The 15,388-nt window shown below is 54.0% G+C and carries 11 protein-coding genes and 1 tRNA gene; 8 read left to right on the top strand and 4 right to left on the bottom strand.

The features are described from left to right. The first annotated feature begins 232 nt into the window (after positions 1–232). Positions 233–1,036, top strand: coding sequence for a 2,5-didehydrogluconate reductase DkgB (dkgB, locus tag GM298_RS23020; protein ID WP_025757613.1), 804 nt, complete (start codon positions 233–235; stop codon positions 1,034–1,036). 29 nt (positions 1,037–1,065) lie between these two features. On the opposite strand, the gene yafC is transcribed toward dkgB, so the two are convergent. Then, the gene (gene yafC, locus GM298_RS23015) at positions 1,066–1,971 is read right to left on the bottom strand and encodes a DNA-binding transcriptional regulator YafC (RefSeq protein ID WP_266155394.1); all 906 of its coding nucleotides are present in this window, start codon (positions 1,969–1,971) and stop codon (positions 1,066–1,068) included. Between the two features lie 104 nt (positions 1,972–2,075). On the opposite strand from yafC, the gene GM298_RS23010 reads away from it, so the two are divergent. From GM298_RS23010 to GM298_RS23000, 3 genes are all read left to right on the top strand, one after another. Beyond that, complete coding sequence (locus GM298_RS23010; protein ID WP_095450449.1) at positions 2,076–3,251, top strand: MFS transporter; 1,176 nt, start codon at positions 2,076–2,078, stop codon at positions 3,249–3,251. Positions 3,252–3,387: 136 nt separating this feature from the next. Next, positions 3,388–4,188, top strand: coding sequence for an endonuclease/exonuclease/phosphatase family protein (locus GM298_RS23005; protein WP_024909448.1), 801 nt, complete (start codon positions 3,388–3,390; stop codon positions 4,186–4,188). 74 nt (positions 4,189–4,262) lie between these two features. Next, entirely contained in the window at positions 4,263–5,036 is a 774-nt protein-coding gene (locus tag GM298_RS23000; RefSeq protein ID WP_266155391.1) for a class I SAM-dependent methyltransferase, read from the top strand. Between the two features lie 52 nt (positions 5,037–5,088). On the opposite strand, the gene mltD is transcribed toward GM298_RS23000, so the two are convergent. After that, the gene (gene mltD / locus GM298_RS22995; protein WP_032672480.1) at positions 5,089–6,453 is read right to left on the bottom strand and encodes a murein transglycosylase D; all 1,365 of its coding nucleotides are present in this window, start codon (positions 6,451–6,453) and stop codon (positions 5,089–5,091) included. Positions 6,454–6,521: 68 nt separating this feature from the next. Then, positions 6,522–7,280, bottom strand: coding sequence for a hydroxyacylglutathione hydrolase (gene gloB / locus GM298_RS22990; RefSeq protein ID WP_266155390.1), 759 nt, complete (start codon positions 7,278–7,280; stop codon positions 6,522–6,524). 32 nt (positions 7,281–7,312) lie between these two features. On the opposite strand from gloB, the gene GM298_RS22985 reads away from it, so the two are divergent. After that, complete coding sequence (locus GM298_RS22985) at positions 7,313–8,044, top strand: class I SAM-dependent methyltransferase (RefSeq protein ID WP_025757605.1); 732 nt, start codon at positions 7,313–7,315, stop codon at positions 8,042–8,044. Here the strand turns inward: GM298_RS22985 and rnhA are convergent. Beyond that, entirely contained in the window at positions 8,029–8,496 is a 468-nt protein-coding gene (rnhA, locus tag GM298_RS22980; protein WP_025757603.1) for a ribonuclease HI, read from the bottom strand. The two genes, GM298_RS22985 and rnhA, sit on opposite strands and share 16 nt — an antisense overlap. Positions 8,497–8,560: 64 nt before the next feature. On the opposite strand from rnhA, the gene dnaQ reads away from it, so the two are divergent. The 3 genes from dnaQ to GM298_RS22965 form a co-directional block, all read left to right on the top strand. Then, entirely contained in the window at positions 8,561–9,292 is a 732-nt protein-coding gene (dnaQ, locus tag GM298_RS22975; RefSeq protein ID WP_045285097.1) for a DNA polymerase III subunit epsilon, read from the top strand. Between the two features lie 132 nt (positions 9,293–9,424). After that, positions 9,425–9,501 (top strand) — tRNA-Asp (locus GM298_RS22970). Positions 9,502–9,980: 479 nt separating this feature from the next. Beyond that, positions 9,981–15,388 (top strand): Ig-like domain-containing protein (locus tag GM298_RS22965; RefSeq protein WP_266155389.1); only part of this gene is annotated, 5,408 nt, incomplete at its 3' end.

Below are 15,388 nucleotides of genomic sequence, written 5' to 3'. Positions count from 1 at the left end.
TAGTTCAGTCGGTTAGAATACCTGCCTGTCACGCAGGGGGTCGCGGGTTCGAGTCCCGTCCGTTCCGCCACTTATTAGAAGCCCTGAGTTAACGCTCAGGGCTTTTTTCTTATCTGTCGCCCAATTATTGCTAAATAAGCAAAAATCCTCTGCGTTTTACGATCTTTTTCTTCATAACCGCTGTAGCGATAATTCTCCTCAGTTAACAAACATTATGAATAACGAGGATTATATGACTCTCCCTGCATTTGGCCTGGGCACTTTCCGCCTGAAAGACGACGTTGTTATCGCATCTGTAAAAACCGCACTCGAACTCGGTTATCGTGCAATTGATACGGCACAGATCTATGAAAACGAAGCTGCCGTGGGTCAGGCCATTGAAGAAAGCGGCGTGCCGCGTAGCGAACTGTTTATTACCACCAAAATCTGGATTGAAAACCTCAGCAAAGACAAGCTGATCCCGAGCCTGAAAGAGAGCCTGAAGAAGTTGCGCACCGACTATGTGGATCTGACGCTGATCCACTGGCCATCACCAAACGATGCCGTCTCTGTGGAAGAATTCATGCAGGCACTTCTGGAAGCGAAAGAGCAGGGCCTGACGCGTGAAATTGGCATTTCCAACTTCACCATTCCGCTGATGGAAAAAGCCATTGCCGCCGTTGGCGCAGACAACATTGCGACTAACCAGATTGAACTCTCTCCTTATCTGCAAAACCGCAAAGTGGTGGACTGGGCCAAACAGCACGGCATCCACATCACTTCTTACATGACGCTGGCTTACGGTAAGGCGCTGAAAGATGAAGTGATTATGCGTATCGCTGAGAAACATAATGCGACGGCTGCGCAGGTGATCCTGGCATGGGCGATGGGTGAAGGGTATGCGGTGATCCCATCATCAACTAAACGTGAAAACCTGACCAGCAACCTGTTAGCCGTGGATCTTCAACTGGATGCTGACGACAAAAAAGCGATCGCTGCTCTGGAGTGCAACGACCGCCTGGTCAGCCCTGAAGGTTTAGCGCCAAACTGGGATTAAGGTTGACCCACCCTCTGTACACTTAACCCTCATTCAGCTCCTCCGGGAGCTGTTTTTATATGCTCACTTAGAAAATCAATAAAGGCACGGATGCGTGTACTCACCGCTCTGTCGCTGTAATACACTGCGCTAAAAGGCATTTCGACCGGCAGACGTTTATCCGCCATCAGTTCCACAAGTTCACCACGCGCTATTTCCTTATCAATCATGTAGTCAGACAAACAGGCGATCCCGTTGCCTTCAAGACACAATTGCTTCAGCGTCTCCCCGCTGTTAGACGACAACCCGCAGGTGATCTCATGCAACTGACCGTCAGGGCAGGCGACAGGCCAGGTATTCAGCGACACGGGTTCCGTAAAGCCCAGACACAGATGCTGTTTCAACTCTTCAACCGTTTCAGGTTTGCCATGTTCAGCGATGTATTGCGGCGAGGCGATAATTTTACGGTAGCTGGCAAACAAAGGGCGCGCACGCAGGCTTGAATCCGTCAGGGTTCCCGCCCGGATCGCCACATCCACTTTGCGTTCGATAAGGTTGATAAAGGTCTCAGAGGAGACCAAAGAGAGTGTCATTTCCGGATAACGCTCACGAAAAGGTTTGATCAGCGGCATCAGAAAGTGCAGAACCACCGGTGTGGCCGCATCAATGCGCAGCAACCCACGCGGGGTGCTACGTGTTTCCATGATCTCCGTCTCCGCTGCCGCCATCTCCTGCAGGACCGACTGTACGCGGCGGAAATAGCGCTCACCTTCCTCGGTCAGGCTGAGCTGCCGTGTCGTCCGGTTGAGCAGACTCACCCCAAGCTTCATCTCCAGTTTTTTTACCGCGCGGCTAATGGCTGAGTTAGCTTGCCCCAGCTGTTCGGCCGCACGGCTAAAACTGCCGCTTTCGACGACGGCGACAAAGATTGTCAGCTCTTCCGACGTAGCTTTCATTGTTGCACCACCTGCAAAATTCTATTGAGATTTTGACCATTTTTGTTATTTAACCACTGGCGCATACTGCCTGTCATCTTAATCCTGATGATACGGAGTATTTTATGCCACTGGCGCTACTTGCCCTGACGATCAGTGCCTTTGCAATCGGCACGACCGAATTTGTTATCGTAGGACTGGTTCCTACCATTGCTAACCAGCTTGCGATCTCGTTGCCCTCCGCCGGGCTGTTGGTCTCAATCTACGCCCTGGGCGTTGCCGTCGGTGCGCCAGTGCTGACGGCCCTGACCGGACGTTTCCCACGTAAACAGCTGTTAGTCGCGCTGATGGTGCTGTTTACCGCCGGCAACATTCTGGCCTGGCAAGCGCCGGACTACACAACGCTGGTGATTGCCCGCCTGTTGACTGGCCTCGCACACGGTGTGTTCTTCTCGATTGGTTCCACCATTGCAACCAGCCTGGTACCTAAAGAGAAAGCGGCTTCAGCCATTGCAATCATGTTTGGTGGGCTGACCGTCGCCCTGGTCACGGGCGTACCGTTGGGGACGTTTATCGGACAGCACTTCGGCTGGCGTGAAACTTTCCTTGCCGTCTCTTTACTGGGGGTCATCGCCCTGGTGGCCAGCCTGCTGCTGGTTCCGTCGAATATTCCCGGCCGGGCGAGCGCCAGCCTGCGCGATCAACTGAGAGTGCTTACGCACCCACGTTTACTGATCATCTATGCGGTTACCGCCCTGGGCTATGGTGGGGTATTCACCGCCTTCACCTTCCTGGCACCGATGATGCAGGATCTGGCCGGTTTCTCTCCCAATGCCGTGAGCTGGATTTTGCTGGGATACGGTATCGCCGTTGCGATTGGCAATATCTGGGGTGGCAAGCTGGCAGATAAGCATGGTGCGGTCCCGGCACTGAAATTCATCTTCGCTGCCCTGGTTGTGCTGCTACTGATTTTCCAGTTCACGGCTTCGATGCACTACGCTGCGCTGGTTACGGTACTCGTCATGGGGATCTTTGCTTTTGGCAATGTGCCCGGGCTTCAGGTTTACGTTGTACAAAAAGCTGAGCTCTACACTCCAAACGCGGTGGATGTGGCATCAGGTCTGAACATTGCCGCATTTAATATAGGTATCGCGCTGGGCTCCATCATTGGCGGACAAACCGTCGCGCATGTTGGATTAACTCAGACGCCCTGGATCGGCGCGGTGATTGTCCTGGTGGCCTTCCTGCTGATTGGTCTGAGCGGACGTCTGGATAAACCGGCCCGTGTGGCGCTGGGATGATGTGAGTAAGTGCTTGCTTACAAAACTGGAAAGCGGTTTCTCAGAAATTGCGTTGAAAGTATGACCTAAAGTCCCTATAACATTAGAACCAGTCTGTTTTCCGGGCTGGTTCACGTTACAGAGGCTGTTTCCAAAAGTGCGAAAAAATACCTATGCCATGCGTTATGTTGCCGGAATGCCCGCGGAGAGGATCTTGCCTCCGGGGTCGTTTGCGAGCATCAGCCAGGCATTGCCCGCCGGTACTCCGTTAAGTAGCGATGAAAAAATTCGCGTGCTGGTGTGGAATATCTTTAAGCAGCAGCGCGCCGAGTGGTTATCGGTCCTCAAGAATTTTGGAAAAGATGCCCACCTGGTTCTGCTCCAGGAGGCGCAAACCACCCCTGAGCTGGTCAGGTTTGCGACCACTAACTATCTCGCCGCCGACCAGGTGCCAGCATTTGTTTTGCCTCAACATCCCTCCGGTGTAATGACGCTGTCTGCGGCGCATCCGGTCTACTGTTGCCCCTTACGCGAACGCGAGCCTATCCTGCGTCTGGCGAAATCGGCGCTGGTGACGGTCTACCCGCTGCCGGATACCCGAATGCTGATGGTCGTGAATATCCACGCGGTCAATTTCAGCCTCGGCGTGGATGTGTATAGTAAGCAGTTACTCCCTATTGGCGATCAGATTGCGCATCACAGTGGGCCCATCATCATGGCCGGTGATTTCAATGCCTGGAGCCGCCCGCGCATGAATGCGCTGTACCGCTTTGCGCGCGAAATGTCGCTGCGTGAAGTTCGTTTTAGCGATGACCAGCGCAAAAAAGCCTTTGGTCGTCCTCTCGATTTTGTCTTCTATCGTGGTTTGAGCGTGCATGACGCCTCTGTTCTGGTCACGCGTGCCTCCGATCACAATCCTCTACTCGTCGAATTCAGTCCCGGCAAACCTGATAAATAATGGTGTGTCAGGTCTGCCGTGGGGCAGGCCTGTGCGGGTGCTGCCCTTTATTTTAACTCACAAAGGACAGTACGATGACAACAACACACTCCCATCATGACAACGTAGAAAAACAGTTCGGTTCTCAGGCAAATGCTTATCTGAGCAGCGCCGTACACGCTTCTGGCCGCGATCTGGTGCGTCTCGGTGAACGCCTGGCGGCATTCCCGCAGGCCCACGTGCTGGATTTAGGCTGCGGCGCGGGGCATGCCAGCTTTACGGCTGCGCAGCAGGTGGCGCAGGTCATCGCATATGACTTATCCGGCCAGATGCTGGAAGTGGTTGCTGAAGCGGCAAAAGCGAAAGGGCTGCAGAACATTGCTACGCGCCAGGGGTATGCCGAATCCTTACCGTTTGACGATGCGTCATTTGAGGTGGTGATCAGCCGTTATTCCGCGCACCACTGGCATGATGTCGGCCAGGCATTACGCGAAGTCAAACGCGTTCTGAAGCCAGGTGGCATCTTCATTATTATGGATGTCATGTCGCCCGGGCATCCGGTACGCAATATCTGGCTGCAGACGGTGGAAGCGCTGCGCGACACCTCCCATGTGCAAAACTACTCTGGCGGAGAGTGGTTAACCTTTATCACTGAAGCGGGCCTGATTACGCGCGCGTTAATAACAGACCGTTTGCCGCTGGAGTTCAGCTCGTGGATCGCGCGTATGCGCACCCCGGAAGCATTGAGCCAGGCGATCAGGCTGTATCAGGAGAGTGCGTCCGCAGAAGTGAAGGCGTACTTTGAACTGCAGGATGACGGTTCATTCACCAGCGATACCATCATGGCTGAAGCGCAGAAAGCGGGATAAACAAAAAAGGCACCGAGGGGAATCGGTGCCTTTTTATCTTGCGATCGTGTCATCAGGAGTCTGGCGTAGCGCTGTTCTTCACAAACAGCGTCAGCTGGTCGCCTGGTTTCAGGTTGTCAGTATCATTGTTCCAGCGCATCACATCTTTGATGTTCACGCCGTGTCGTTTTGCGATACTGGACAGTGAATCGCCTTTGCGCACGCGATAGGTAATGCTATCGCTGTTGCTGGCGAGACGCTGTGCACTACTTCCTGCACCTACCGTCAGCGTTTGACCGACTTTCAGGCCTGAACTGCGCAGGTTATTCCACTGCTGCAGATCGCTTGCCGTCACGCCAAGACGTGATGCAATACCCGAAAGCGTATCACCTGAACGAACCTTATAACTGCGGCTGTTGACGGATGATGCATCCGCGATCAGCGTTGACTGAACGGCGGCGATTTCACCCGAAGCTAAAGACTCGCGTAACTGCTCAGCATGCTTCTGCGGAACCATTACATACTGTGGGCCACTTGCCCCCAGGGTTGAGCCTTTAACGCCAGCATTAAAGGTTTTCAATTTACTGACCGACATACCCGTCATATCAGCGACCTGTTGAATATCAACCGGGTTGCTGAGGCGAACGCGCGCCAGTGCACGACTTTCGTCTGGTGTTGGCAGTTGTACACCGTAACGCTTGCTGTTCTTGAGAATATCACTCAATGCCAGCATCTTCGGTACGTAAATCTTTGTTTCCTGTGGCAGTGAGAGCGACCAAAAATCGGTGGATTTACCCCGTGCTTTATTCGCTTTCATTGCCTTCAGTACACGACCTTCGCCACTATTATACGCTGCGACCGTTAACAGCCAGTCGCCGTCAAACATCTTGTTCAGACGTTGCATCATGTCGAGAGCGGCTGTCGTGGAAGCGACAACATCGCGACGCGCATCATAGTTGCGGGTCTGTTTCAGACCATAGTTTCGCCCGGTGCTCGGAATGATCTGCCAAATGCCTGCGGCATTGGCGCCAGACGTCGCGTGTGGGTCAAAAGCGCTCTCCACTATGGGTAGGAGTACCAGCTCCATAGGCATGTTACGTTTTTTAACTTGCCCGGCTATCCAGTACATATACGGCTCTGCCCGTAACGTTACATCGTGGAGATAGCTCTTATTTCTTAAATACTTCTGTTTCTGTTCGCGAATCCGGCTGTTTTCCGGAATTCCCATCTTTAGCTCGTCGCCAATAGAGGTCCACAAGTCTTGATCCTGCGCGAAAGATGTCCCATCGTCCATCCAGCGCGCTGCACTTGTAAACTTCCCTGCTTCCCCTTGACCAGCTGCAGAAAGGCTCTGTGCGTGCTGTTGTACGTTGCTGCCGTTCTGCGACTGGCAACCTACGAGCAGGACAGAGGCGAGTAATATCGCTTTTGCCTTCATGTGTGTGTCAATAGTTGCTTAAAAGACGAGCGATGATAACGGCGAATTTTTGAAAAGGCAACCCGCAATTATCTGAAGTTATCTTTCTTTGACCTTAACCATGCAAATCGCTCTTCTGGTTGTTGCAAATTTGTTTCTTGGTTAATTTTATTAATTAAATCAATATCATCTGTTCGTAAAAATAAATTAATTTGGCGCTCATTTTTCAGAATTACGGGGAGTGTATTTTGGTTTTTTGCACGTAACTCCTTCACTTTGTGGTAATAATCCTGAATCGCCCGATCCTCCGGTAACAGGCTAACAGCAAACTTCATATTTCCTAATGTATACTCATGCGCGCAACAAATAACGGTGTCGTCAGGTAAGGCGCTAATCTTCTGTAAAGAGTGATACATTTGGGCTGGTGTGCCTTCAAAGAGTCTTCCGCAGCCTCCGGAGAACAGCGTGTCGCCGCAAAACAGATAAGGTTTACTGTAGAAACACAGATGTCCTGAAGTGTGACCTGGTGTAGCAAATACAGAAAACTCCCACTCCCCGATGAGGATATTTTTGCCCTCTTCGACTACGTGCGTGGTTCCCTTATCTTGTGTCTCTGCCGGTCCGTAAACCACAAGATGCGGAAAACGGGCGTGAAGCTCGCCAACACCGCCAGTGTGATCGTGATGATGGTGGGTCAACAGAATGGCTTCAGGTTGCCAGCCATTTTCCTTAATAGCGTGCAAAACGGGGGCGGACTCTCCGGGGTCGACAATGACGCATCGACGTTGGTCGTCAACCAAAACCCAGATGTAATTGTCCTCAAAAGCAGGAATACTGATAAGATTCATACATTACCTCTTATAGCGTGGCGGGTGTGTTGATGAAACCGGCAAGGATACCTCAGACTGTCGCAGCACCGGAACGTTGGGCGGAATTGCCCTGGGGTGAATACTATCGCGAGGCGTTAGAACAACAGCTCAGGCCCTGGCTCGCGAAAATGTATGGCTTTCACCTGCTTAAGATTGGCAATCTCAGCGCGGAAATCAATACCGAAAGCTGCGCTATCTCGCATCAGGTCAATGTCTCTCTCGGCGGCTCGCCGGTTCAGGTGAAGGCCGACCCATTGCATCTGCCGTTTGCCGAAAAATCCGTGGATGCGTGTTTGCTCGCGCACACGTTACCCTGGTGCAGCGACCCGCATCGTCTGCTTCGCGAAGCCGATCGCGTGCTGATTGATGACGGCTGGCTGGTACTTAGCGCATTCAATCCGCTGAGTCTGATGGGGCTGCGTAAGCTGGTGCCGGTGCTGCGCCGCACCCCACCTTACAACAGCCGGATGTTCACCATGATGCGCCAGCTTGACTGGCTTTCACTGCTGAATTTTGAAGTGCTCAGCTACGGTGGTTTTCAGGTGCTGCCCTGGGCGCGGCAGGGGGGCGTCGTGTTGAGCACCCATCTGCCTGCACTGGGCTGTTTGCAGTTTATCGTGGCGCGTAAGCGAACCATTCCCCTTACGCTTAATCCGATGAAGCAGAGCAAATCGAAAACGCCCATCCGCCAGACCGTGGGCGCCACGCGACAGTACAAAAAAAACGATCAGGCGTCGGGCTGATAGCCCGCGTCTTCATGAGCGGGGTTGGCCGCCGCCGCCCGCGCCAGTTCGTCGCAGCGTTCGTTTTCCGGATGGCCGGCGTGGCCTTTTACCCACTCCCACTTTATTTCATGCTGCCCCAGCGCGGCATCAAGCCGTTTCCAGAGATCGACATTCTTGACCGGCTTCTTATCGGCGGTCATCCAGCCGCGTTTTTTCCAGTTGTGGATCCACTGGGTGATCCCCTGACGCACGTACTGGCTGTCGGTGCTTAACACCACGTCACAATGCTCTTTTAGCGCCTCCAGCGCCACAATGGCCGCCATCAACTCCATCCGGTTGTTGGTGGTCAGAAAATAGCCTTCGCTAAAAGTTTTTTCATGCTGGCGATAGCGCATAATCGCACCGTAGCCGCCAGGCCCTGGGTTGCCGAGACAAGATCCATCGGTGAAAATTTCTACCTGTTTACGCATCTCTGGTAGACTTCCTGTATTTGAAACGTTCAGTTAAACGATAAGTCTGACATAAATGACCGCTATGAGCACTGCAATTACTCGCCAGATTGTCCTCGATACCGAAACCACCGGTATGAACCAGATCGGCGCGCACTACGAAGGGCATAAGATCATCGAGATCGGTGCCGTTGAAGTGGTGAACCGTCGTCTGACGGGGAACAACTTCCACGTCTACCTGAAACCCGATCGGCTGGTGGATCCCGAAGCGTTCGGCGTTCACGGTATTGCCGATGAGTTCTTGCTGGATAAGCCGACCTTTGCGGAGGTGGCGGACGAGTTTCTGGAGTATATCAAAGGCGCTGAGCTCATCATCCACAACGCCTCGTTCGATATCGGCTTTATGGACTATGAGTTTAGTAAGCTCCAGCGCGATATTCCGAAAACGAATACGTTTTGCAAAGTCACCGATAGCCTGGCGCTGGCGAGGAAAATGTTCCCCGGCAAGCGTAACAGCCTTGACGCACTCTGTTCGCGCTATGAGATAGACAACACCAAGCGAACGCTGCACGGGGCGTTGCTCGATGCCCAGATCCTGGCTGATGTCTATCTGGCGATGACCGGTGGCCAGACGTCAATGAAGTTCAGCATGGAAAACGAATCCCAGCAGACGCAGGACGAAGCGGGTATTCAGCGCGTCGTTCGCCAGGCCAGTCGGTTGCGGGTTGTTTTAGCCAGCGATGAAGAGCTGCTTAACCACGAATCCCGTCTGGATCTGGTGCAGAAGAAAGGCGGAAGCTGTATGTGGCGCGCCTGAAAAAGCGCCAGAATGCCTGTAAAATCATCGTTCGGGCGATTTTTGCAGCAAACGATTCAAAACGTGAGAAAAAGCATTGACGGGATCGGAGGCACACCGTAATATGCGCCTCGTTCCCCAAACGGGAACAGTGGAGCGGTAGTTCAGTCGGTTAGAATACCTGCCTGTCACGCAGGGGGTCGCGGGTTCGAGTCCCGTCCGTTCCGCCACTATTCAGGCCCACGTTATTTATAACGTGGGCCTTTTTCATTTCTGCGTTTTCGCACTCCCGCTTTTCTCTCTTTTAACCGTCTTGTTGCTGTCCGCATGCGGCGAATGGTTGCACCTCTATTCTGTTCATTTTTATTAAAATATCCGCTTCTGCTATTTTTATGACTATATTCATTTTGATTTATTATTCTTTTAGTGTAAGTTCTTCAGGGTAAATTATTCTTTTCTGTCATTCTTCCTGGCTCTCTTAATAACTCCTGCATTGATGTTAACTATTCCTATTGCTGCGTAGAGTGCTACGTAGTTTATTCCTAACCATATAAAGAACCCAGACATGATATTTTGAAGCATCATGTCGATGGACCCTATGGACATGAATTATTCAGAAAGGTATCAAAGTAAGGCAGTGCAGGGTGTATCAGTAAAAATGCTTATACATCCTTAATTTAGCGAGTGAAATTTACCAAGGACTTTAAGTATGACGGATAATAAAGTCATTTTAGCGGTCAATAACGGAGACGGAAAAACTCGGTTGTTGACGGCAGAAGCAGGCCGGACGGTTAAGGTGAAACTTATCCCCGGCAATAAATATGTATTGAAAAATATTAACGACGACTTCGCACCAGAAAATATTACGCTGCAGCGCGTAGACAAGGCACTGCACATTATTCAGGAAGGCGATACACAGCCAAGCATAATTATTGAAGATTACTTCAATGGTGATCCAACTAATCCGGTGCTGATGGGCATGGCGGAAGATGGATTACTCTACGCCTATGTCCCGCTGTCTGGTGACAGCTACGACACCGGTTATCTGATGGCGGATGGCAGCATGTCTCCTGTGGCGTTAGGGGGCGAACCGCTGGGGGCGGGCGGCCCGCTTCTGACGGCGCCGGATGACGACAACGACATGCTGTTTGGCATGTTGGGATGGTTTGCGCTTGCTGCTGCGGGTGTAGGGGCTGCTTTCGCGCTGTCTGAGATGGATAAGGACGACGGTGATAACTCTTCCACGCCTGATAAGCCGAGCATCGGCAACGCTATGGATGATGAAGGTTCAATCAAAGGACCGTTGAAATCAGGCGATGTCACTGATGACTCAACGCCAACGCTGACCGGTAAAGGAAAGCCTGGTGATACTATTCATATCATTGATAATGGTAAAGAAATTGGTTCTGTCATTGTTGATGATGAAGGGGAGTGGAGCTATACGCCTGATAAGCCACTGGGTGAAGGTGAGCACGAGCTGAGCGTGGTAGAAAAAGATCCTGACGGCAATACGAGTCCTCCGTCAGATCCGATTGTCATCGTCGTCGATACGATCGCGCCAAAGGCGCCGACGATTGAACACATCATGGATAAAGTCGGTAAAGTCACCGGCGAGATCCTTGAAGACGCCTACACCGACGATCCAAAACCGGAAATGAGCGGTACCGGTGAAGCGGGCGCGACGATCACCATTTACGATAACGGTAAAAAGATTGGCGAAACCACCGTTAACGACGATGGTCGTTGGTATTTCAAACCTTCCGAAAACCTGGCGGATGGCAGCCATAGCATCACGGTCAGCCAGACGGATAAAGCGGGTAACGTCAGTAAGCCTTCGGACGATCGTGAATTTATGGTTCTGACCGAACCTCCAGGAAAAGCCGAAACGCCTGATGTCATTGACAATACCGGTCCGGTAACAGGCCCTCTCAAACCGGGTGATGTGACAGATGACAGTCAGCCTTCCTTCAGCGGCGAGGGAACCCCGGGCAATACCATTGTTATCAAAGATAATGATAAAGAGATTGGCTCGGTTATCGTCGACGACGAAGGTAAGTGGTCATTTACACCTAAGGATGAACTTGCCGAGGGTGAACATAATGTTGTCGTCGTTGAGGAAGATCCGCTGGGTAATGTCGGTGATCCATCTGACCCGATTCAGATTATTGTCGATACCACACCTCCGGCTAAACCGGATATGGCCGATGCCCAGGATAATACCGGGCCGATTACGGGCCAGCTGAAAGGCGGTGACGTCACTGACGAAACCCGTCCGGTATTCAGCGGTAAAGGCGAACCGGGCGACACCGTGACCATCTATGATGGTGACGAAGTGCTTGGTACAACCGTCATTGACGATAAAGGCAACTGGACGCTGAAACCAGAGAAACCTCTGGGTGAAGGCGATCACAGCATCACCGTTACGCAAACGGATAAGGCAGGCAACACCAGCGATCCCTCGGAAGCGCTGGAGTTTGAAGTTGACACTACCGCGCCTGATGCTTCAGCAGATGTTCTGAACATTACCGCCGTAGTGGACGACGTAGGCGATCGTCAGGGCAACGTGGCCAGCGGTGAAATCACCGATGACAGCAAACCGCTCATCAGCGGTATCGGTGAAGCAGGGAACACCGTCTTTGTCTACACTACCGACTCTTCCGGCAAACACCTGATTGGTACAGCGGTTGTAGGCAGCGATGGTACCTGGAGCCTGACGCCTGACACTCCACTGACGGAAGGTTTGAACAAGCTGACCCTGGAGACACAGGATCCGGCGGGTAACCGCGTGGCGGGCGATGCGCCATCTTACGACATCAACCTCCTGATCCCGGTCAGCACCGCGCCATCCATCAACAGCGTGGTGGACAACGCAGAGCCACATGTTGGCCCGCTGCAGAAAGGCGAGTCGACCAACGATACCACCCCGACCCTGAGCGGCAGCGCTGCACCGGGTGATACCGTCTCCATCCTCGATAACGGGAAAGTGATTGGCACCGTCACGGCGGACAGCAACGGGAAGTGGGCATTCACCCCGGATAGCGCACTGGCGGATGGCAAGCACACCTTCACCGTTACCGCGACTGACGCAGCGGGCAACGCGCGCACCAGCGGCAGCTTCCCGATTGTTATCGACACCGCGGCTCCGGCCCCGGCGGAAAATATCGTTATCAACGATAACGTGGGCGACAAGCAGGGACCGGTAGGTTCCGGCGACACCACCGACGATCAGTCTCCAACCCTGAGCGGCGAGGCCGAGCCGGGCAGCACGGTGGATATCTACGATAACGACGAGAAGATTGGTTCCGTTATTGTGGATGACGAAGGCAAGTGGTCCTATACGCCAGAGAAACCGCTGGACAAAGGCGATCACGAAATCACCACCACCGTGACCGATCCGTCAGGCAACACCAGTGAACCGTCTCCGGGGATCTCCTTCACTGTCGATCCGGATCCAAACCAGGTCACCGTGGGTGAAGTGGTGGATGACCAGGGCCCTATCGTGGGCAACCTGAAACCAGGCACCGTGACCGATGATGTTCGCCCTGAACTGAGCGGTAAAGGTAAGCCAGGCAGCACCGTGACCATCAAGGATGGTGACGATGTTCTGGGCTCCACCGTGGTGGATCCGGACGGCAACTGGACCTTTACACCGGAGCAGGATCTGGCCGATGGCGATCACAGCCTGACCGTGGTGTCTACCGATCCTGCCGGAAACGAGGCGACCTCTCCGTCCTTCGACATCACCGTTGATGCAACCGCGCCGGAAAAACCTGTGCTGGGTTCCGCAACGGATGATGTAGGAACAATTCGTGGCGATCTAAGCAACGGTGGCACCACCGACGACGCAAACCCAACCTTCAACGGCTCTGCAGAGCCGGGCAGCCGTGTCGATATTTATGACAACGGCGAGCACATCGGTTCGACGATTGCGGACGATAAAGGCGCCTGGCAGTTCACACCAACCACACCTCTGCCAGAGGGTGAACACCACATCACCACCACCGCAACGGATGAAGCGGGTAACACCGGACCGGAATCGGATGATTTTGTGCTGGTGACTGACTACACGCCACCGGTGGCAACCAGCGATGTGCTGAGCATTACTTCCGTAATGGACGATGTCGGCGGTCGTCAGGGCAATGTCGCCAGCGGTGAAATCACCGATGACAGCAAACCGGTTATCAATGGTATTGGTGAAGCGGGCAGCACCGTCTTTGTTTACAGCACGGATGCTAACGGCAAACATCTGCTGGGCTCAGCTGTGGTCGACAGTGAAGGCAACTGGACGCTGGCGCTCGATACCCCGCTGGTGGAAGGGCTTAATCAGCTGACGCTGGAAACCCAGGACGCAGTAGGCAACCGCGTCGCGGGGGAAGCACCGTCTTACGACATTACCGTTCTGATCCCGGTCAGCACCGAGCCGTCCATCAACAGTGTGGTGGACAACGCCGAGCCACACGTTGGCCCAATGCAGAAAGGCGAAACCACCAACGACACCACCCCAACCCTGAGCGGCAGCGCTGCACCGGGCGACGTTGTGTCTATCCTCGACAACGGGAAAGTGATTGGTACCGTCAAGGCGGACAGCAGCGGTAAGTGGGTGTTCACCCCGGATAGCGCACTGGCGGATGGTCAGCACACCTTCACCGTTACCGCGACTGACGCAGCGGGCAACGCACGCACCAGCGGAACCTTCCCGATTGTTATCGACACCGCGGCTCCGGCCCCGGCGGAAAATATCGTTATCAACGATAATGTGGGCGACAAGCAGGGGCCGGTAGGTTCCGGCGACACCACTGACGATCAGTCTCCAACCCTGAGCGGCGAAGCCGAGCCGGGCAGCACGGTGGATATTTACGATAACGACGAGAAGATCGGTTCCGTTATTGTGGATGACGAAGGCAAGTGGTCCTATACGCCAGAGAAACCGCTGGACAAAGGCGATCACGAAATCACCACCACCGTGACCGATCCGTCAGGCAACACCAGTGAACCGTCTCCGGGGATCTCCTTCACCGTCGATCCGGATCCAAACCAGGTCACCGTGGGTGAAGTGGTGGATGACCAGGGCCCGATCGTGGGCAACCTGAAACCAGGCACCGTCACCGATGACGCGCGTCCTGAACTGAGCGGTAAAGGTAAGCCAGGCAGCACCGTGACCATCAAGGATGGCGACGATGTTCTGGGCTCCACCGTGGTGGATCCGGACGGCAACTGGACCTTCACCCCTGAACAGGATCTGGCCGATGGCGATCACAGCCTGACCGTAGTTTCAACCGATCCTGCGGGTAACGACGTCACGTCTCCGTCCTTTGATATCTCTGTTGATACCGTGGCACCGGAAAAACCGGTGATAGGTGTTGCGACGGATGATGTCGGGTCCAGCCGTGGCGATCTGAGCAGCGGCAGCACCACCGATGATGCGAACCCGACCTTCAACGGTACCGCTGAGCCGGGCAGCCGTGTCGATATTTATGACAACGGCGAACTGATTGGTTCTACCGTTGTGGATGAAAATGGCGGCTGGCAGTTCACGCCAACGACACCTCTGCCAGAGGGTGAACACCATATCACCACCACCGCAACCGACAAGGCCGGTAACACCAGTCCGGAATCAGATGATTTTGTGCTGATCACCGACTACACCGCGCCTGACGCCAGCAAGCTGGCGATCACTGAAGTCTATGACGACGTGAACACCGCAGGCGTGATTGCCTCCGGCGGGGAAACCGACGACAACCGTCCACTGATCAAGGGTACGGGCGCAGAGCCGGGCAACACCATCACCGTCTATAACGGCGACAGGGTGATTGGCACCGCGAAAGTGCAGGCCGACGGCACCTGGTCCCTCGAACCGACCACTCCGCTGCCGGACGGGAAGTACACCCTGACGGCGAAAGAGACCGACAGCGTGGGCAACGTCTCCGGTCCGTCCGGCGAGTACATCATCAACGTGGCCACCGTACCGCCGCAGGCGCCGACGCTGGACACCGTCTATGACGACGTGGCCCCGCACGCGGACTACCTGCAGAAGGGCGACGTCACCAACGACACCACCCCGACCCTGAGCGGCAGCAGCGGCGTGGCGGGCGGCACCATCAGCATCTACGACAACGG

It is taken from the genome of Enterobacter sp. HSTU-ASh6, assembly GCF_026319105.1.
GTDB classification, from domain to species: Bacteria; Pseudomonadota; Gammaproteobacteria; order Enterobacterales; family Enterobacteriaceae; genus Enterobacter; species Enterobacter sichuanensis.
The sequence above is the reverse complement of the archived record's forward strand: the minus strand, read 5'-3'. Positions and strand labels throughout refer to the sequence as shown.